We start from the raw sequence: 19,433 nt of genomic DNA on the forward strand, positions 1-19,433 counted from the left end.
GGCGGGTGTCGCGTGTGAGAATGGGCGGATGACCAGACGACCCGTACTGCTGTGGTGGGGCATCGGCGCCCTGCTGGCGGCGATGGCGCTGGGCGCTTCGATGACCGCGCCGGGCCCCGACCTCCCTTCGGCGATGGACAGCGGATGGAACCGGATGATGATCGGGATCCAGACGCCGCTGCTGGTGGGGTTCTCCGAGGTGATGAACGACGTCGGCGGCAACTGGATCGCGATATATCTGATCCCGCTCGTGATCGTGGCGGCGCTGCTGATCGTGCGGCGGTGGAGAGCGGCGCTGTTCGTGGTGATCTCGCTGCTCGCGAGCGTCGTCGTCGTGCAGTTGCTCAAGAGCCTGTTCGGCCGTGCCCGACCGGAGGAGATGCTCGTGATCTCCGACTTCGGTTCATTCCCCTCAGGGCATACGGCCAACGCCGCGACCATGGCGGTGATCGCGGTTCTGCTGTTCCCGCGGATCTGGGTGCTGCTGCTCGGCGTGATCTGGACGATCGCCATGGCCTTCTCACGCACCCTGCTCTCGGTGCACTGGCTCAGCGACACGATCGGCGGGATGCTCGTCGGCGTCGGCACGGTGCTCATCGTCGGTGCGATCATGTTGACCTGGGTGCGGACGAAAGAGTTCCTGCCGCCGCCGTCGGCCACCGACGGCCCCCCGACACCGAGGAGCCTGCCATGACCGGCATCCGTCCCTATCGCCCCGCGGATCGCCCGGCGCTGTTCGAGATCTGCGTGAAGACGGCGGACGCCGGTGCCGATGCCACGGGGATGTTCGGCGACGACGAGCTGTGGGGACTCCTCTTCGCCGTGCCGTACGCGGAGCGTCATCCCGATCTGTGCTGGATCGTCGAGGCCGACGACGGCCGCGGGATCGGCTACATCGTCGCCACCGACGACACAGATGCTTTCGAGCAGTGGTTCCGCGATGAGTGGTGGCCGCAGTTCGCCCAGCGCTTCCCCCGCCCGGCGGTCGCGGAGAGCGCCGAGGAGAAGATGATCGAGTACGGCTACAGCCGAGGGCCAGGGCGGAGTCCGCACACGGCGCAGTATCCGGCGCACCTGCACATCGACCTGCTGCCCGAGACGCAGGGCCAGGGCCTCGGACGCCGGCTGATCGAGACGCTGTTCGCAGAACTCCGCCGTCGCGGCGTGAAGGGCCTGCACCTCGGCATGAACCCTGAGAACACGGGTGCCGCCGCGTTCTACGAGCGGCTCGGGATGGAGCGCCTGGCGTCCGAGGACGGCGGGCGCAGCTACGGGGAGCGGTTCACGGACTGAGGTCGCGGGCTGCGCGCGCCTCCCCGAATCCCCAGCATCCATTAAATGGCTGAAGGGCCCCGCTGGCGCGGAGCCCTTCAGTCATTTGGCGGTGACGGCGGGATTCGAACCCGCGGTTGCTTGCACAACACACGCTTTCCAAGCGTGCTCCTTCGGCCGCTCGGACACGTCACCAAGGAACAACCTGAACAGTCTATCCGATCGCCGAAGCCGCCTGCGCCAGTCGCGCTCAGCCCCATAGGGTGAGGGGCACGACGTGATCGGATCGCACAGGGAGAGGGCGTGAACGAGCTTCCGCACCGCAGACGGTGGATGCTGCAGATGCAGCAGCCCCTGCCACCGGCGACCGTGTTCGACAGGACCGCGTTCCTCGTGGGGACCGCGGCCGCCGTCTGGATGGCCGTCATCATCGCGATCCAGGGCGTTCGCACACCCTGGGCGCTGGCCTGGTTCATCCCGATCTGGGCGATCACCGCATATCTCGTGCTCCCTCGTCTGCATCGGATGCTCTCCGATCTCTACGTGCCCGACTACTTCTTCGGGCGCACCCGCACGGCCGACGGGCTGCTCGGTGACCCGGTGAACCTCGGAGTCGACGGCTCAGGAGCCCAGCTCGATCACGTCATGACGACGGCGGGGTGGCATCGCGCGGACGAGATCACTGCCGCATCGACGTGGCGGATCATCGCATCCACACTCACTCGGCGCAGCTACGCGACCGCGCCGGTGTCGCCGCTCATGCTGTTCGGCCGACGCCACGATGTCGCCTATCAGCAGGAGGTGGAGGGCAATCCCAAGCAGCGCCATCACGTGCGCTTCTGGCACAGTCCTCCCGGATGGCTGCTGCCGGGCGGCGCGCACGCCGACTGGCTGGGTGCGGCGACCTACGACACGGATGTGGGGCTGTCGCTGTTCACGCTGCAGGTCACGCATCGCATCGACCAGAACACCGACGTGGAACGCGACCACGTGGTCACGACGGCGCAGTCGGCCGACGCCGACGTCCACGTGCGACTGCTCCGCGATTTCACCACCGGATACCATTCGCGAAACGGCGGCGGCGACCGGTTCGTGACCGACGGCGACCTCCCGATCATCGACGTCACCCGCACCGTGCCGCCCGAGCCTGTGGTCGTTCGGCAACCCGATCCGAGCACGGCACGCCAGATCGCCCGCGCCCCGTTGACGGTGATCGCCGCGGTGGCGCTCATCGCGCTCGTCACCGCTCTGCAGCTCGTCGACGTGCTCAGCGACGCCACGTTCTGGCAGCTGCTCGCGTCGGCGCAGCCCGAGGAAGTGGCGCTGATCGTGATCGTCGTCTCCGTGTTCGGGGCGTTCATGATCTGGCAGCTCGTCATGGCCTGGCTGGTCCTGCGCGGCGGTCGCCGCTCCCGCGCGGTGCTCATGGTGCTCGTCACACTGCAGATCGTCTTCATGGCGATCGACTACCTGGACGGCAGCGCCGTGCTCGGGCTGGACTGGACTCTGCTCACCGCCTCCGTCCAGGCCGTCACGCTCCTGTGCCTCTCGAGTGAGAGCGCCGGGGCGTGGGCGCGCAGGCGCCGTGGAGCGCAGCCCGCGTAAAATCGCAGGGTGGCCACACCCAAGATCATCCTGTTCTACGCGTTCGCGCCCCTCGCCGACCCCGAGGCGATCCGCGTGTGGCAGCGCGACCTCGGAGAGGCGCTCGGGCTGCGCGGGCGGCTGATCATCTCGAAGGACGGCGTGAACGGCACGCTCGGCGGCGACCTGCCCGCCCTCAAGAAGTGGGTTCGCTCATTCCGCTCCTACCCGGCGTTCAAGGACGCCGACATCAAATGGAGTGAGGGAACAGGGCTCGACGATGCCGGTCTCAGTGTGGATTTCCCCAAGCTCAGTGTGAAGGTGCGCGAGGAGATCGTCTCGTTCGGAGCACCGGGGGAGCTGCGCGTCGACGAGAACGGCGTCGTCGGCGGTGGGACCAGATTGAGTCCTGATCAGCTGCACGACCTCGTGCAGTCGCGCGACGACGTCGTCTTCTTCGACGGCCGCAACGCGCTCGAGGCCGAGATCGGCCGCTTCCGTGGTGCGATCGTTCCCGACACCGAGACCACCAGGGATTTCGTCGACCTGCTCGACTCCGGAGCGTACGACGATCTCAAGGGCAAGCCGGTCGTCACGTACTGCACGGGCGGCATCCGCTGCGAGGTGCTGTCGAGCCTCATGACGGCGCGCGGGTTCGGCGAAGTGTACCAGCTCGAGGGCGGCATCGTCCGATACGGGGAGCGATTCGGAGACGACGGGCTGTGGGACGGGTCGCTCTACGTGTTCGACAAGCGCGGATCGGTGGACTTCAGCGACCACACCGCCGTGATCGGCACCTGCGCCGGGTGCGGAGCGCCGACCAAGCGCACGGCGAACTGCCCCGATGCCGCGTGCCGCCGACAGTTCGTCGTGTGCGAGGGCTGCGACGCTGTCTCGTGCGCCGACCACGCCGCGCAACCGGCCTGATCCCCGGCACCGCCGGCTCAGGCGCGCATCGGACGACGGGACGTGTCGGCGACGACCAGCGAGCGCGGCAGCAGAAGTGCCATGACCCGCGTGCGCGCGTCGACATGGCGGTGAAGGTCCGCGCTCACGCGGACGAGATCCGGTGCGAGATCGATCGGATCCTGAGCCTCGCGGGCGAAGCTGGCCCGTTCCACGGCATCCACCAGCCTCCGCACGGCAGCGGCGTCCGCACCGCGCTCGACGACCCCGCTGCCCCTGGCGCGGGGGGAGTCGGAATCGGAGACCGGCAGGCCCAGGTCGATCAGCGTCGCGGTGAGTTCGCGCCACGCGGCGGCGGCGTCGCCCGAGCCGGCACGCGAACGTCGCCGCATCCGCACCAGCAGCCGGATCGAGGCGGGGAGCAGCAGCAGCACGAGCGTCCCGGCGATCACGAGCACCACGGGCGTCGGGTCGAGCCGCTGCAGTGAGCCGCCGCCCGCGGCGGATGGGTCGTCCAGCTCGTCTTCGAGTTCCGGTCCGCTCGTCGGCGCTGTCGAGGGCGCCGCGCTCGGCGCCGGTGTCGCAGGTCCGCCGGTCGATCCGCCATCGACGGACGCCGCCTGGAATCCCGTTGGCACGCCGAGCGACGCGGTCGGCTCGAACGGCACCCATCCGATGCCCTCGAAGCGCACCTCCGGCCAGGCGTGCAGCTGATCGCTGCTGACGACGTACACGAACTCGTCGCCGCGTTTCTCCTCGGTCAGCCGGCCCGGCAGGTAGCCGACCACGATCCGCACCGGAAGATCGAGCGTCTGCGCCATCAGTGCGAAGGCGCCAGCGAAATGGATGCAGTATCCCGAACGCACCTCGAGGAACTCCGCGACCGCGTCCGCGCCCGTGCCGTCGAAGCCGCCGTCGACCGGAGCATCGAGCGAGTACGTGAAGTCCGAGCGGAACCACGATTGGAGGGCGATCATCCGGTCGTAGTCGTTCTCCGCATCCGCCGTCACCTCACGCGCCCTCTCCTCGATCACGGAAGGAAGGTCGTCGGGGGCCGGCCGATCCGCGGGGCCACGGCCGGCGGCGGCAGCACGGATCTGCTCGAGTGTGGGCTGCACGGAGGCTGCGGACACGGTGTAGTCCTCGCCCGCCGCGTCTCGCGTCTCGGAGACCACGGTGCGGTTGCCCGGCATGATCTCCCACCCCGACGAGGTGCCCGCGACCTGTGTCGCAGGATAGGGCACCGGCAGCCACGAGCTGGAGATGCCGACGACACGGATCGACGTGCGCCGATCCGTGACGGAGATGTCCTCCGTCCACTCCGCTTCGCCGAACCCGTCGGCGAGGGGGCGGGTGCCCTCCTCGTCCGCCTGCCAGACGCGGCCGTCGAAACCGGACAGCGTCGCGATGCGCAGGTAAGGCGCCGTCGCGGCGCTGGTCGCCACCGTGAGGACGTCGGTGGGCGCCGGTCGGCGCAGATCGTCGCCGAGCCGCAGCGACGGGTTGAGCGTGACCGCGGTTCCCGCACCGACCCAGCTGGCGGAGACGGGAAGGACCGGCGTGATGACGAGGGCGGCGACGATCGCGGCCACCCCGACGCCGAGTGCGACGCCGACGGATGCGCGCCGCGCACGGCGGGCATCGTGGCGCGTGCTGTGCCGCAGCAGGAAGAGAGTGAGGACGGCGAGCACGACGAACCACGGCACGTTGGCATCGCCGAACGAGATGATCATCGGCGTCACGCCGACCACGGCGACCACGATCGCTGCGAGCAGACCGAGACGATGCGCGATGAGGTGGTCGACGATGATCGTGATGACGGCGAAGCCGGCGGCGATCATGGTGCGAAGGGCCAGCGTGTCGTTCAGCGGGGCGGTGCCGAACTGCACCTCCTCGAGGGCCTGGGCGGCCAGCGGCGCCAGGGCCCGCAGGGTGGAGCCCGTCGGGACGATGCCGAGCAGGGCGCCCTGAGGAACCAGCATCAGCGTCAGCGCGCACACCGCGACGGCCAGCTGTGCGAGCAGCGCCCAGGCGTCCCCGGCGCGACGGCGGGATGCGAGATGGCGTGCCAGCGCACCGACGGATGCGATCAGAACCACGACCGTGATGCATACGAGTGACCAGGGTCCCGGCGCGATGACCGCCGCATACGGCCACAGTGCGACGAACGCCGCGCATGCCGTGAGCAGGGCGATCGCGAGTGTGCGCATCTGCCGCTCTGCCGCAGCGGCAGCCTCCACCCACGGTGCGCGCTGCACGCGCGGCGGATCAGCGGGAGACATGACCGCCTCCTGTCGCCATTCGTGCAGGGAGGGCGTCTTCCCAGGCGGCCGCGACGTCGTCAGCGAGCGACGCGGACGACCATCCGAGCCTGGTGAGGGCGTCGGCAGCGCCGGCGGCGAGATCGGTCGCGAGGAGAATGGGTGCGGCGGCACCGCCGTGGTGCAGGATCGCCGCGTCCTCCTCATCGAGATGCCCCGTGATCAGCACCAGGGGGCCGGGTGGGGTTCCCTCGAACAGCGTGATGATGTCGCGCCCTTCGCCCTGCGGCCGCGCGAGGGCCAGTGCCACCAGCAGGGCGTCTCGGTCGTCCTCATGTCCGCGGAGCTTTCCGAGCACGGTGCCTGCGGAGTCGAGGACGTCGACGCCGTACCCCTCCTGGACCAGGTGAAGTGCGACGGAGGCGCAGGCGGAGACAGCGGCCTCGAACGCCGGATCGGCATGGTCGAGCTGGTAGTCCCATCGTCGTGCCGTGCGATCGAGCACCACCAGTGCATCCGGGCTGGATTCCTCCTCTTCCTGGCGCACCATGAGATCACCCCGATGCGCGGTCGCGCGCCAATGGATGCGGCGCATCGAGTCGCCGGAGACGTATCGCCGCGGGGAGAGGTTGTCGCTGCCCTGACCGAGCCTGGTGGATGACGTGTGCGCGGTGCCGCCGGCCGCACCCACGTTCGAACTGAGCGGAGCGAGCGGCATCACCTCGGGGACGACCGTGACCGTGCGGGTCTCGCCGAACTCCTGCACGCGCTGCGCGAAGCCGAACGGATCGATCGTGTGCAGCGACAAAGGGCCGATCGCCCATACGCCGCGGCGCACACCCGTGATCGCGTAGCGGATGCTCGTGCCGTTGTCTGTGGGGAACTCGCCCGTGGCGTCGCCGGACACGGCAGGAGGCAGGTGATCGCGCCAGATGCCGTTCGGGATGCGCAGCGCGCGCAGGTCGAAGCGCACATCCACCTGCGATCGCTCGCCGACCGTGAGCAGATCGGTCGATATGCGCCTGGTGACGGGGCCGCTGCGCCGGGGCAGACGCACGACGAGGACGGCGAACACGACGAGGAGGAAGAGCAGCATCGCGATGTAGAGCAGGATGGGCGCCGCCACGAGATTGGCCGCGATCACGAACAGCACGCCGGCCAGGAGCGCGCCGGCTCCCCTGGCCGTGAGAACGTGACGTCGACGCACGGTCGGGGTCACTTCAGAATCGGGCGGCCAGCGGAACGCGCACGCGGTCCACGATCTGGGCGAGCGCGGACTCCACCGGCTGCGCGCCCGCGCGGTGCACGCCACGGGCAGGGAGCAGCCGGTGCGCGAAGACAGGCACGAGGAGGTCGGTGAGGTCGTCGGGGATCACGAACTCTCGTCCGTCCAGTGCCGCCCACACCTTCGCCGCGCGCACGAGTTGAAGAGTGGCGCGCGGGCTCGCGCCCAGATGCAGGCTGGGATCCGATCGCGTGGCCTGAGACAGCGCGACGGCGTACTCCTCGACAGCGGGGGAGACGTGCACGGCGCGCGCGAAGCCGATCAGCCGCCTGATCGCGCGAGCGTCAGCGACAGGGGTGATCGCGGCGAGCGGATTGACGCTGTCGCGCTGGCGGAGCATGAGGGCCTCGGCCGCGGCATCCGGATACCCCATCGAGATGCGCATCATGAACCGGTCGCGCTGCGCCTCGGGCAGCGCGTACGTGCCCTCCATCTCGAGCGGGTTCTGGGTCGCGACGACGAGGAAGGGATCGGGAAGCGGGTGCGTGCGGCCGTCGACGGTGACCTGTCCCTCCTCCATGGCCTCGAGGAGAGCGGACTGGGTCTTCGGGGATGAGCGGTTGATCTCGTCGGCGATCACGATCTGCGCGAACACCGCACCGGCCTTGAACTCGAACTCACGATCGACGGGGTTGTACACCGAGACGCCGGTGACGTCGCCGGGCAGGAGGTCGGGGGTGAACTGGATGCGGCGGACGGTGGCGTCGATGCTCGCCGCGATCGCACGGGCGAGCATCGTCTTGCCGACCCCTGGGACGTCCTCGATGAGCAGATGGCCCTCGGCCAGCATGCACGTCAGGGCGCTGCGCACGGCATCCGGCTTGCCGTCGATGACCTCGCCCACCGATGTCAGGATGGCGGAGGTCTGCGTCCGGAACTGCTCGGCCGTGATCTCGGGTGCGGTGTCGTCCATGCGTTCCCTCTCGCCCCGGCACTTCTGTGCGCGTGAATCGATCGTAACCCGCGCGAGCGGCCTGCGCTCCTGTGGATTCGTGGTTCACGATGCCCGTCCCGGTTCGTCTCTCCGCCGAACGCCGGGTAGACTGTCCGAGGCTCTCCGCGTGGCAGCATCCAGGCCAATTCCCCCAGGACGGAAACGTAGCAAGGGTAACCGGGCTCTGCTGGGTGCGCGGAGGGTCCTTTCTTCTCTCGGGGCACTTTGCCGACGACCCATCGTTCAGCTTCGCCTGCGAGGATCGTGATGTGAGCACATCCACCACTTCTGCGCGTTCCGCGGCGATCGGGCGCTTCGCCTCTCCGATCGCTCTCGTCGCGCTGATGTGGGTGATCCAGATCGCTGACGCCGTGCTCCCCGGCTCCTTCACCGGTTTCGGCCTGCGGTCATGGGACTTCGGCAGCCTGCAGGGACTCGTGCTCGGACCGCTGCTGCACGCGGGATGGGCGCACCTGATCGGCAACACCCTGCCGCTGCTGGTGCTCGGCTGTCTCATCGCCATCGAAGGCGCCGGCCGCTTCTGGATGGTCACCGCGGTCACCGCACTCGTCGGGGGCGTCGGCACCTGGCTGCTCAACGCACCGGGCACGCTCACGGTCGGTGCGTCCGTGCTCGTCTTCGGGTACTTCGCATACATCGTCGTGCGCGTGTTCTCGCCTCGGCCGATCGCGCACCGCATCGCGCATGCCCTCATCGCTGTGATCGTGCTCGTCCTGTACGGCGGGTCGATGCTCGCCGGCATCGTCGGCGTGGGCCCCGGCGTCTCCTGGCAGGCGCATCTGTTCGGCGCGGTCGGTGGCGGTGTGGCGGCGCTCGCCGGAGCGCGTGGTCCTCGCAGCCGCGGAGCGCGCGGCACGTGAGCGCAGGCTCGAAGCGCGCCGCCTCCGGCACGCGGGGTCGTGCCGGTTCGCGCGGGCGGGCGGGGCAGCGGACGAGAAGGCGCACGACGAGACGACGGAGACCAGGCGGGCGGGCGGCCTCCCGCGCGACGCGTCGGCCGAAGGACGCACGTCTCATGATCGCGGCGCTCGGCGGGCTCACCCTCGCCGCGCTCCTCATCGTTCTCGTGCCGATGGCGACATCGAGCGATCCGGTCGCGGTGTGCGTGGACGCGCCCGGTGATCTGCCGGACGCAGGGGTCGAAGGCTGGCAGGGTGAGCAGCTCCACAATGCCGCGATCATCGTGCGCACGGCCTCGGAGCAGGGGTTCGAGCGCGACGGCCAGGTCCTCGGCGTCATGGCGGCGATGGGCGAGAGCTCACTGCAGAACATCGACTACGGCGACTGGGAGACGTCCGGCTTCACCAATCCGGACGGCACGCGGACCAGCAGCATCGGCCTTTTCCAGCAGCAGGAGTGGTGGGGGAGCGTCGAGACGAGGATGGATCCGGCAGCATCGGCCGCCCTCTTCTACGGACGTCTCGCCGGGCTCGAGGGGTGGCAGGGCATGGAGCCCACGCATGCGATCCATCGCGTGCAGGTCAACTCCGACCCGAACCACTACGCCCGGTTCGAAGATGACGCGGGCGCGGTGGTCGACGCGCTTTCCGGTCCCTGTCCGGCGTAGGGTGGCACCGTGGCGCGGAGCATCTACATCACCTCGGCCGAGGGGCACACAGGCAAGTCCACCATCGCACTGGGCGTGCTCGACGCGCTCATGCGCGTGACGCCGAGGGTGGGTGTCTTCCGGCCGATCGCGCGCTCCTCCGCCGAGCCGGACTACGTGCTCGAGCTGCTGCTCGCGCACGACGGCGTGCATCTCGACTACGACGACAGCCTCGGGGTGACCTACGACGACGTGCGCGACGACCCCGATCGGGCGCTGGCGACCATCGTGTCCAGGTTCAAGGCCGTGGAGGCGCAGTGCGACGCCGTGGTCGTGATCGGCAGCGACTACACCGACGTGGCCAGTCCTGCCGAGCTCGGCTACAACGCCCGCATCGCCGCGAACCTCGGTGCCCCCGTGCTGCTCGTGCTGAGCGGCCGCGACCAGCAAGGCGGTGGTGAACAGCTCGGCACGTCGACCGCGCGTACGGCCGACGCGGTCGGCCAGATCGCCGCGCTCGCGCTCGCCGAACTGCATGACGAGCGGGCAGAGCTGTTCGCCGTCGTCGTCAATCGCGCCGATCCGGACGCCCTGCAGCCGAGCGTCGACGCCGTGCGCACCGCGCAGGCCGAGCACACGCCGGTCTGGGCCATCCCCGAGGACCGCACACTCGTCGCGCCGTCGATACGCGGCATCCTCGCGGCCGTCGACGGACGGCTCATCAAGGGCGATCCCGACCTGCTCACTCGCGAAGCACTGGACGTGGTGGTGGCGGGCATGTCGATGGTCAATGTACTGCCCCGCCTCACTCAGGACGCCGTCGTCGTCATCCCCGCTGATCGCACCGAGGTTCTGCTCGCGACGTTGATGGCGGATGCGGCAGGCACGTTCCCGTCGATCGCGGGGATCATCCTGAACGGACCCTTCCCGCTGCCCGAGTCGATCGAGCGACTGCTCGGCGGTCTGGCCTCGACGGTCCCCATCATCGCCACCGACCACGGCACGTACGACACCGCCGTGCGGGTGATGGGCGCGCGGGGACGGCTGGCCGCCGACTCGCGGCACCGCTACGACCGTGCGCTCGGGCTCTTCCAGACCCACGTCGACATCGCCGAGCTCGCGACGCAGCTCGGACTCGCCGAGGCGCACGTGGTGACGCCGCTGATGTTCGAGTACGGGCTCATCGAGCGGGCGAGTGCGGATCGTAAGCGCATCGTGCTGCCGGAGGGCGAGGACGACCGCATCCTCCGCGCCGCATCGAGTCTGATCGCCCGTGACGTCGCCGACCTGACGATCCTCGGCGACGAGAGCGAGATCCGCGCTCGCGCCACCGAGCTCGGCATCGACATCGGCGCAGCCCAGATCATCAGCCCCACCGATCCGCAGTACGTCGAGCAGTTCGCGGAGGAATACGCGCGTCTGCGTGCCCACAAGGGCGTCACACTGTCGCAGGCCGCCGACACCGTCACCGATGTGTCGTACTTCGGCACTCTGATGGTGCATCTCGGCCTCGCCGACGGCATGGTCTCCGGTGCGACCCACACCACGGCGCACACCATCCGGCCGTCGTTCGAGATCATCAAGACGCGTCCTGGCGTGGAGGTGGTCTCCAGCGTCTTCCTGATGGCTCTCGCCGACCGCGTGCTCGTCTACGGCGACTGCGCTGTGATCCCCGATCCCACCAGCACTCAACTCGCCGACATCGCGATCTCCTCTGCTGAGACCGCGCAGCAGTTCGGCATCGAGCCGCGCGTCGCCATGCTGTCGTACTCGACCGGGGAATCCGGGACCGGGGCCGACGTCGAGAAGGTGCGAGAGGCCACGGCTCTGGTCCGCGAACGCGCGCCAGAGCTCCCCGTCGACGGGCCCATCCAGTACGACGCCGCGGCGGACGCCGCCGTGGCGAAGGCCAAGATGCCGGACTCGGCGGTCGCCGGGCGCGCGACCGTGTTCGTGTTCCCCGACCTGAACACCGGCAACAACACGTACAAGGCCGTGCAGCGCTCGGCGGGAGCCGTCGCGATCGGCCCGGTGCTGCAGGGGCTGAACAAGCCGATCAACGACCTCTCGCGCGGGGCGCTGGTCGACGACATCGTCAACACGGTCGCCATCACGGCGATCCAGGCGCAGGGCGTCGCCCACCCCGCGGGGGTGGCACGGTGAGCGTCGTCCTCATCATCAACAGCGGCTCCTCGTCGCTGAAGTACAGCCTGATCGACATGGACCGCGAGGCGCCGCTCGGCGAAGGGCTCATCGAACGCATCGGCCAGGACGGCGGTGCGATCTCGCACACCGTCCGACGCCTCGACGACGGGGAACCGGCGCCGACCGTGCTCGACGCCACCAGGAAGAGCGAACGGGCGATCGCCGACCATGACGAGGCGTTCGCCGTGATGCTCGAGCAGTTCGAGACGCACGGCCCCGTCCTCGCCGATCATCCGCCGGTGGCCGTGGGACATCGCGTCGTGCACGGCGGCGCGCGATTCTTCGAGCCGACGCTCGTGACGGATGCCGTGGAGCAGTCGATCGGTGAACTCGAAGTGCTCGCGCCGCTGCACAACCCGGCGAACCTCGCCGGCATCCGCGCCGCACGCGCCGTGTTCCGGGACGTGCCGCATGTCGCGGTCTTCGACACCGCGTTCCATCAGACGCTCGAGCCGGCGGCGTACACGTACGCGATCGATGCGGCGTTCGCCGAGAAGCACCGCATCCGCCGCTACGGGTTCCACGGCACGAGTCACAAGTACGTCAGCGAGCAGGCCGCGGCCTTCGTCGAGCGCGACCTCTCCTCGCTCCGCCAACTCGTCTTCCACCTGGGCAACGGGGCGTCGGTCACCGCCATCGACGGTGGCCGCTCTGTCGAGACCTCGATGGGATTCACCCCGCTCGAGGGCCTGGTCATGGGCACGCGCTCCGGTGACCTCGATCCCGCGGTGCTGGTGCACGTCGCCCGCGTCGCCGACTATTCGATCGAGGAGATCGACACGCTGCTGAACACGCGCAGCGGGTTGAAGGGGCTCGCCGGGCACAGCGACATGCGCGACATCCTCGCGGGCGTCGATGCGGGCGAGGAGGCCGACGCACTGGCATTCGACGTGTACATCCATCGACTGCGCGCGTATGCCGGCGCGTACATCGCTCAGCTCGGCGGCGTGGATGTCATCTCGTTCACCGCCGGTGTCGGCGAGAACGCGGCGCGGGTGCGCGCCGAGGCGCTCGCGACCCTCGGTTTCCTCGGAATCGAGATCGACCCGGAGCGCAATGAGGCCCGCGGCCACGGCATCCGCCGCATCTCCACCGACGCATCCTCGGTGTCCGTGCTCGTCGTCCCGACGGACGAGGAGCTCGAGATCGCGCGCCAGACTCTGAGCCTGGTCTGAGCCCTGCGACGCAGCTCCGAAGGGGGTTATGCCCGTGAACCCCGCGCCACTACGCTGGCTGGGTGGCACAGTGAGGTGCCGGTCCCTTCGCGTGAAACCCTGGAGGCCCGCATGCCCGAATCTCTGCCAGACCTCAGCCTCGCCGAAGGTATCCTGTTCGATCTCGACGGTGTGCTGACGCCGACGGCAGAGGTGCACATGCGCGCCTGGCAGGCGGTGTTCGACGAGGTCTTCGCCCAATGGGGCATCACGCCCGCCTACGACGACGCCGACTACTTCGCCTACGTCGACGGCAAGCGTCGCTACGACGGCGTCGCGAGCCTGTTGCGCAGCCGCAACGTCGAACTCGCATGGGGCGATCCGAGCGATCCGGCCGATGCGCAGACCGTGTGCGGCATCGGCAATCGCAAGAACGCCGCGTTCGCCGCGGCGCGGCGCAGCGGCGGAGTCTCACCGTTCCCCGGTTCGCTCGCGCTGTTGGAGGCGCTGCGTGGCACCGGCATCCCCATGGGCGTCGTCTCCAGCTCGTCCAACGCCGAAGAGGTGCTCTCGACCGCGGGCATCCGCGACTTCTTCACGGTCGTCGTGGACGGCACCGTCGCCGCGCGCGAGGGGCTGACCTCCAAGCCGGCCGCCGACATGTTCCGCGCCGGAGCCGAGCGGCTCGGCGTCGATCCTGCCGCGAGTGCGGCGGTGGAGGACGCCGTGTCCGGCGTCGCTTCGGCCGCCGCAGCGGGTTTCGCCACTGTCGTCGGCGTCGACAGGGGCGCGGGTCCTGAAGCGCTGCGCGCCGCCGGTGCGACCTGTATCGTCGATGACCTTGCCCGACTGCTTCCCGGCGCATCAGCCGCCCACAACCCGGAGACCGCATGATCGATCGCGACCGATTCCCCGTCGACCCATGGCGTCTGACCGAGACGCGCTACGCGGAGGACGGCGTCTCCGAGACGCTGTTCGCCGTGGGCAACGGCTACCTCGGCCTGCGCGGCAACCACATCGAGGGTCGAGGTGCGCACGAGCACGGCACATTCCTGAACGGTCTGCACGAGACGTGGCGCATCCGTCACGCCGAGCAGGCGTTCGGCTTCGCCGAAGTGGGACAGACCATCGTCAACGCGCCCGATGCCAAGATCATGCGGGTCTACGTCGACGACGAGCCGATCTCGTTCGAGGAGTCAGAGGTCAGGGATTACACCCGTACTCTCGACATGCGCACCGGCATCGTGGAGCGCAGCTTCGTCTGGGAGACGCCGTCCGGCAAGCGCATCCGCATGCGCGACGAGCGCCTGGTCAGCTTCGAGGAGCGTCATCTGGCGATCCTGCGTCTTGAGGTGACGGTCGAGAACTCGGACGCGCCGGTCACGATCAGCTGCCAGCTGCTCAATCGCCAGGACGGCGGCAGCGTCTACGGCGGCACGCCTAAGGCGGCCAAGAAGGCGGGGTTCGATCCGCGCAAGACCGAGAAGATCACCGAGCGGGTGCTGCAGCCGGTGGAGTACTGGCAGGACGGGCTCCGCTCGGCGCTGTCGTATCAGACCACCGAATCCGGGATGACCGTGGCGGTCGTCGCCGACCACGTGATCGAGACGGACAACGACTACAGCGCGCGCATGCTCGTCGAGCAGGACGTCGCCAAGAACGTCTTCCGCGTGCAGGCGAAGGGCGGCGTGCCGATCCGCATCACGAAGCTCGTGAGCTATCACACGTCACGCGGTGTGCCGGCGCGCGAACTCGTCGATCGCTGCCGGCGTTCGCTCGACAGGGCGGGCATCGAAGGCATAGACGAGCAGTTCCGCAGGCAGAAGGAGTGGCTCGACGCATTCTGGAAGCGCTCGGATGTCGTGATCGAAGGCCACGACGACCTGCAGCAGGCCAGCAGGTGGTGCCTGTTCCAGCTCGCCCAGGCGGCGGCGCGCGCCGACGGCTCCGGCGTGCCGGCGAAGGGCCTGACGGGGTCCGGCTACAGCGGTCACTACTTCTGGGACACCGAGATCTACGTGCTCCCGTTCCTGACGTACACGACGCCGCAGTGGGCCAGGAACGCCCTGCGTGCCCGCGTGCTCATGCTGCCGGCCGCTCGGCGCAGGGCGGCGCAGCTGAACGAGGCGGGTGCGCTGTTCCCCTGGCGCACGATCAACGGCGAAGAGGCGTCGGCGTACTACGCCGCCGGCACCGCGCAGTACCACATCAACGCCGACATCAGCTTCGCGCTGGGCAAGTACGTGCGCGCCACCGGCGACGTGGACTTCCTGTGCCGCGAGGGCGTCGACATCGCGGTGGACACCGCGAGGCTCTGGGCGACCCTCGGTTTCTGGCGCGGCCAGAACGGCGACGCGACCTTCCACATCCACGGCGTGACGGGTCCGGACGAGTACACGACGGTCGTCAACGACAATCTGTTCACCAACGTCATGGCGCGGTACAACCTGCGCTATGCGGCTCGCGTGGTGCGGGAGATCGCCGCCCAGGATCCGCGGGGGTACGACGCACTGGTCGAACGCACCGGACTGGATGCCGGAGAGCCCGACGCGTGGGACACCGCCGCGGAGGCGATGTTCATCCCGTTCAGCGAGAGCCTCGGCATCCATCCGCAGGACGCGATGTTCCTGGAACGCGAGGTGTGGGATCTCGATCACACCCCGGATGACCAGCGTCCGCTGCTGCTGCACTTCCACCCGCTCGTGATCTACCGGTTCCAGGTGCTCAAGCAGGCCGACGTGGTGCTGGCGCTGTTCCTGCAGGGCAACCACTTCACACCCGAGGAGAAGCTCGCCGACTTCCAGTACTACGACCCGCTGACGACGGGGGATTCGACGCTGTCGGCGGTCGTGCAGTCGATCCTCGCCGCCGAGGTCGGCTACCAGGACCTCGCACGGGAGTACTTCGAGCAGTCGCTGTTCGTCGATCTCGGAGACCTGCACCACAACGCATCGGACGGTGTGCACGTGGCTTCGGCCGGCGGGGTGTGGACAGCTCTGGTGTGCGGCTTCGGCGGCATGCGCGATCACGCCGGCGAGCTCAGCTTCGATCCGCGGCTGCCCGTCGACTGGCCCTCACTGTCGTACTCGCTGCAGTGGCAGGGCACCGCGCTGAAGGTCACGGTCACCCGTGATCAGCTGCGCGTCGCCGCGGAGGCGGGTGAGGCGGTGTCATTCACCGTGCGCGGCGCCGAGTACACGGTGACCGAGGCGGAGGACGTCGTCGTCGCACTGGCCGATCAGGGGCCCGTGCTGAAGGGGCGTCCGACACTGGGGCAGTTCGAGGACGCGCGCAGGGACGACGGCACCCGCATCTCCGCATCCGTTCCGGTGGTGACCAGCGCGATCCCGGTGATCAACGTGTTCGAGGATTGAGCACGCTCGTCGAATGATCGACGCGCTCGTCGGGCAGGAAGAACGGATGTCGAACCTGACTCTCAGCATCATCGTGCTCGTGCTCGTCCCCGCTGCGGCCCTGCTCGTGCTCGCCGTGATGGCACGTGTGCGATCGCGTCGTCTTCCGCGCTCGCCTGGGCCCCGCTTCGCGCCGACGGCTGATGGTGCGGTGCTGCGCGACGCGCTGCTGCTGAATCAGGACCGCAGAGCCATCGCCGCAGCGCTCGTGGACCTCGCGGTGCGTCGCAAGATCCGCCTGCTGCGTCCGGTGAGTGACAGCGGCGACCGTGCTCCGGTCGGCGTCGAGACGATCGAGGGCGCCGTCTTCCAGGCGTCCGAGGTCGCGATCCTCGAGGCGTTGTTCGGAAGGGAGAGCGCGTCCACCCGCGTACGTCGCTTCAGCTCCGATTCGCGTGCACTCTCGCGACGAGTGCGCGCAGTGCTCGAACGAGAAGGGCAGGAGGGGATCGCCGCCGGGCTCTTCGGCACGCGGCTGTGCACCTGGCCTGTCGTGCTGCTGCGGATCTTCGCGGTCGGCGGCGTCGCTTGTCCGCTGTTCTTCGTGCTCGTCGCCTGCGGCCAGGACGGCGGGGTGGATTGGATCGCGTTGAGTGCGGCGGCGACGGGCCTCGCGGTGGTGATCGCCGTGTTCTTCGTCGCACCGGCTCCATGGCGCAGATTCACCGCCGCATCCGCACCGCTGCGCGCGCACTTGGCAGGCATGCGCGAGTACATCGATCTCGCCGAGAAGGAGCCGCTGCGATTCCTGCAGTCGGTGCAGGGCTCGCTGGCACGTGCGGACGTCTCAGCGCACGCGAGAGCCGAGGGACTGGAGCGATTCCAGCTGAACGAGCGCCTGCTGCCGTACGCGGTGCTGTTCGGGATGGAGAAATCGTGGCTGCGGGCGCTGGGCGAGCATGCCGGGGAGCTGCGCTCGAGCGGTGACGTCGGTGACGCGATCGACGGGGCATTCGAGGTGCTGGCTGTGATCGAGCTGGTCGGCGGCACGCTGGAGCTGGTGCGTGCGGTGGGGGAGCTGGCCGATGTCGGCGGCTCCGCCGCGGCGTTCGTCGGAGAGGTCTTCGACACGTTGTCGTGAGCCGGGTCGTCATCGATGGGTCGTAGCGAGCGCACTGTCGGCGGCACGCCGTAGGCTGGACCGGTGACCACAGCCCTGTACCGCCGCTACCGGCCCGAGAACTTCGGCGAGATGATCGGGCAGTCCCAGGTGACCGAGCCGCTGATGACTGCGCTGCGCAGCGACCGCGTCGGCCACGCGTACCTCTTCTCCGGCCCGCGTGGCTGCGGCAAGACGACGTCAGCACGCATCCTCGCTCGCTGCCTCAACTGCGCCGAGGGCCCCACAGACACCCCGTGCGGCACCTGCCCGAGCTGCGTGGAGCTGTCGCGCGCCGGTGGCGGATCGCTCGATGTCGTCGAGATCGACGCCGCCAGCCACAACGGCGTCGACGATGCGCGCGACCTGCGCGAGAGGGCGACCTTCGCACCCAGCCGCGACCGGTTCAAGATCTTCATCCTCGATGAGGCGCACATGGTCACCCCGCAGGGCTTCAACGCGCTGCTCAAGCTCGTGGAAGAGCCCCCGGCGCACGTGAAGTTCATCTTCGCGACGACCGAGCCCGACAAGGTGCTCGGCACCATCCGGTCGCGCACGCACCACTATCCGTTCCGGCTCGTGCCGCCGGCGGCCATGCTCGAGTACGTCGAGAAGCTGTGCGCCGAAGAGGGCGTGCAGGTCGCTCAAGGCGTGCTTCCCCTCGTGGTGCGCGCCGGCGGCGGTTCGCCCAGAGACACGCTGTCGCTGCTCGACCAGTTGATCGCCGGATCCGACGGCGACTCCGTCGCGTACGAGCGTGCGGTCTCGCTGCTGGGCTACACGCACGGCGCGCTGTTGGACGAGATCGTCGATGCGCTCGCCGCCGGAGATGCGGCTGCGGCCTTCCCCGCCATCGATCGGGTCGTCCAGACCGGTCAGGATCCGCGTCGCTTCGTCGACGATCTGCTCGAGCGCCTGCGCGATCTCATCGTGATCGCGGCGGTCGGAGCAGGCGCGGGAGCCGTGTTGCGCGGCCTCGCTGAGGACGAGCTCGCACGCATGCGCGCGCAGGCCACCGCCTTCGGATCCGCACGCCTCTCGCGCACCGCCGACGTCGTGAGCGCCGCTCTCGACGACATGACCGGGGCCACGTCGCCGCGGTTGCACCTCGAGCTCATGATCGCTCGCGTGCTGAGCGCTGCGGGGGAGGGGGCTGCTGCGGTCGCCGTCCCTGCGGCCGTCTCGTCGGCTCCCGCGCCGGCCGCTCCTGCGCCGGCAGTTGCTGCGCCGGCTGCTCCGGCCGCGGTCGCCGTGCCTGAACCGGCACCGACTCGGGTCGAGGAGACGTCTGCGCCGGCTCCGGCGGCGGCGACTGCTCCGGAGACTCCGGCGGAGGCCTCTGCGCCTGTCGAGGCTCCTGCGGTCGAGCCGGCTGCGTCGCCTGCGCCGGAACCCGCTCCCGCACAGGCGGATGCGCCTGCCGCGACGTCCGGCCCTGTCGCGACGTCGGGCCCGGTCGACTTCGATCGAATCCGTTCCTCGTGGCCCGCGATCCTCAAGCGACTCGAGGGCGCCAGCCGCACGGCATGGTTGGTGGTCACGACCGTGCAGCCGCTCGACTACGTGGCCGAGTCCGAAGTGCTCACACTCGGATTCGCGAGTCAGCAGGACGTCAAGTCCTTCAAGGGTTCGACACCTGGCCCAGGCCCGTCCGACCATCTGCGCACCGCGATCGAGCAGGAGCTCGGCGTTCGGGTGAAGTACCTCCCCAAGCCTCTGCCGCCGGCGGCGCTCGCCGAGTCGGGGGGGCTCC

The 19,433-nt window shown here is 69.3% G+C and carries 15 protein-coding genes, 1 tRNA gene and 1 other RNA gene; 13 read left to right on the forward strand and 4 right to left on the reverse strand.

Going from position 1 to position 19,433, the window contains the following annotated elements; all coding sequences use genetic code 11:
• The first annotated feature begins 28 nt into the window (after nucleotides 1–28).
• Nucleotides 29–694, forward strand: a complete 666-nt coding sequence (locus ACNPNP_RS17930; RefSeq protein ID WP_448967413.1) for a phosphatase PAP2 family protein — start codon at nucleotides 29–31, stop codon at nucleotides 692–694.
• Nucleotides 691–1,293, forward strand: a complete 603-nt coding sequence (locus ACNPNP_RS17935; RefSeq protein WP_448967414.1) for a GNAT family N-acetyltransferase — start codon at nucleotides 691–693, stop codon at nucleotides 1,291–1,293. Before ACNPNP_RS17930 ends, ACNPNP_RS17935 begins: the two co-directional genes overlap by 4 nt.
• 86 nt (nucleotides 1,294–1,379) lie before the next feature.
• Here the strand turns inward: ACNPNP_RS17935 and ACNPNP_RS17940 are convergent.
• Nucleotides 1,380–1,467: transfer RNA gene (locus tag ACNPNP_RS17940), tRNA-Ser, on the reverse strand.
• A gap of 108 nt (nucleotides 1,468–1,575) precedes the next feature.
• Here ACNPNP_RS17940 and ACNPNP_RS17945 point away from each other — a divergent pair.
• Nucleotides 1,576–2,877, forward strand: coding sequence for an LssY C-terminal domain-containing protein (locus ACNPNP_RS17945; RefSeq protein WP_448967415.1), 1,302 nt, complete (start codon nucleotides 1,576–1,578; stop codon nucleotides 2,875–2,877).
• A 9-nt stretch (nucleotides 2,878–2,886) separates the two neighbouring features.
• Complete coding sequence (gene trhO, locus ACNPNP_RS17950; protein WP_448967416.1) at nucleotides 2,887–3,783, forward strand: oxygen-dependent tRNA uridine(34) hydroxylase TrhO; 897 nt, start codon at nucleotides 2,887–2,889, stop codon at nucleotides 3,781–3,783.
• A 17-nt stretch (nucleotides 3,784–3,800) separates the two neighbouring features.
• Here trhO and ACNPNP_RS17955 read toward each other — a convergent pair whose 3' ends face one another.
• Genes ACNPNP_RS17955 through ACNPNP_RS17965 form a run of 3 tightly spaced genes read right to left on the reverse strand, consistent with a single transcriptional unit; the run spans nucleotide 3,801 to nucleotide 8,221 of the window.
• Nucleotides 3,801–6,044 (reverse strand): transglutaminase TgpA family protein, encoded by a 2,244-nt coding sequence (locus tag ACNPNP_RS17955; protein WP_448967417.1) that lies wholly within the window; start codon nucleotides 6,042–6,044, stop codon nucleotides 3,801–3,803.
• Nucleotides 6,031–7,242: a DUF58 domain-containing protein gene (locus tag ACNPNP_RS17960; RefSeq protein ID WP_448967418.1), complete on the reverse strand. Its 1,212-nt coding sequence runs from the start codon at nucleotides 7,240–7,242 to the stop codon at nucleotides 6,031–6,033. The genes ACNPNP_RS17955 and ACNPNP_RS17960 overlap by 14 nt, the downstream gene beginning before the upstream one ends.
• Nucleotide 7,243: 1 nt before the next feature.
• A complete protein-coding gene (locus ACNPNP_RS17965) occupies nucleotides 7,244–8,221 on the reverse strand; it encodes an AAA family ATPase (RefSeq protein ID WP_448967419.1) in 978 nt (325 codons plus the stop codon).
• Nucleotides 8,222–8,356: 135 nt separating this feature from the next.
• Here ACNPNP_RS17965 and ffs point away from each other — a divergent pair.
• The 9 genes from ffs to ACNPNP_RS18010 all read left to right on the forward strand — a co-directional run.
• Nucleotides 8,357–8,453: signal recognition particle sRNA small type (gene ffs, locus ACNPNP_RS17970), an RNA gene on the forward strand.
• Between the two features lie 58 nt (nucleotides 8,454–8,511).
• Entirely contained in the window at nucleotides 8,512–9,123 is a 612-nt protein-coding gene (locus ACNPNP_RS17975; protein ID WP_448967420.1) for a rhomboid family intramembrane serine protease, read from the forward strand.
• Between the two features lie 155 nt (nucleotides 9,124–9,278).
• A complete protein-coding gene (locus ACNPNP_RS17980) occupies nucleotides 9,279–9,830 on the forward strand; it encodes a type 1 periplasmic-binding domain-containing protein (protein ID WP_235272410.1) in 552 nt (183 codons plus the stop codon).
• 9 nt (nucleotides 9,831–9,839) lie between these two features.
• The gene (pta, locus tag ACNPNP_RS17985; RefSeq protein WP_448967421.1) at nucleotides 9,840–11,972 is read left to right on the forward strand and encodes a phosphate acetyltransferase; all 2,133 of its coding nucleotides are present in this window, start codon (nucleotides 9,840–9,842) and stop codon (nucleotides 11,970–11,972) included.
• The gene (locus ACNPNP_RS17990; protein ID WP_448967422.1) at nucleotides 11,969–13,189 is read left to right on the forward strand and encodes an acetate/propionate family kinase; all 1,221 of its coding nucleotides are present in this window, start codon (nucleotides 11,969–11,971) and stop codon (nucleotides 13,187–13,189) included. Before pta ends, ACNPNP_RS17990 begins: the two co-directional genes overlap by 4 nt.
• Nucleotides 13,190–13,300: 111 nt before the next feature.
• Nucleotides 13,301–14,062, forward strand: coding sequence for an HAD family hydrolase (locus ACNPNP_RS17995; RefSeq protein WP_448967423.1), 762 nt, complete (start codon nucleotides 13,301–13,303; stop codon nucleotides 14,060–14,062).
• Entirely contained in the window at nucleotides 14,059–16,542 is a 2,484-nt protein-coding gene (locus ACNPNP_RS18000; RefSeq protein WP_448967424.1) for a glycoside hydrolase family 65 protein, read from the forward strand. Before ACNPNP_RS17995 ends, ACNPNP_RS18000 begins: the two co-directional genes overlap by 4 nt.
• Before the next feature lie 13 nt (nucleotides 16,543–16,555).
• Nucleotides 16,556–17,662, forward strand: a complete 1,107-nt coding sequence (locus tag ACNPNP_RS18005) for a DUF2207 family protein (RefSeq protein ID WP_448967425.1) — start codon at nucleotides 16,556–16,558, stop codon at nucleotides 17,660–17,662.
• 63 nt (nucleotides 17,663–17,725) lie between these two features.
• A partial coding sequence (locus ACNPNP_RS18010; protein ID WP_448967426.1) for a DNA polymerase III subunit gamma and tau occupies nucleotides 17,726–19,433 on the forward strand: 1,708 nt, incomplete at its 3' end.

It is taken from the genome of Microbacterium xerophyticum, assembly GCF_053543555.1.

Excerpts from the sequence above, each read along its gene's own strand:
- ACNPNP_RS17965 (WP_448967419.1), bottom strand. The coding sequence starts at position 8,221 with ATGGACGACACCGCACCCGAGATCACGGCCGAGCAGTTCCGGACGCAG.
- ACNPNP_RS17955 (WP_448967417.1), bottom strand. The coding sequence starts at position 6,044 with ATGTCTCCCGCTGATCCGCCGCGCGTGCAGCGCGCACCGTGGGTGGAG.
- ACNPNP_RS17995 (WP_448967423.1), top strand. The coding sequence starts at position 13,301 with ATGCCCGAATCTCTGCCAGACCTCAGCCTCGCCGAAGGTATCCTGTTC.
- ACNPNP_RS17980 (WP_235272410.1), top strand. The coding sequence starts at position 9,279 with ATGATCGCGGCGCTCGGCGGGCTCACCCTCGCCGCGCTCCTCATCGTT.
- ACNPNP_RS18000 (WP_448967424.1), top strand. The coding sequence starts at position 14,059 with ATGATCGATCGCGACCGATTCCCCGTCGACCCATGGCGTCTGACCGAG.
- ACNPNP_RS18005 (WP_448967425.1), top strand. The coding sequence starts at position 16,556 with ATGATCGACGCGCTCGTCGGGCAGGAAGAACGGATGTCGAACCTGACT.
- ACNPNP_RS17935 (WP_448967414.1), top strand. The coding sequence starts at position 691 with ATGACCGGCATCCGTCCCTATCGCCCCGCGGATCGCCCGGCGCTGTTC.
- ACNPNP_RS17930 (WP_448967413.1), top strand. The coding sequence starts at position 29 with ATGACCAGACGACCCGTACTGCTGTGGTGGGGCATCGGCGCCCTGCTG.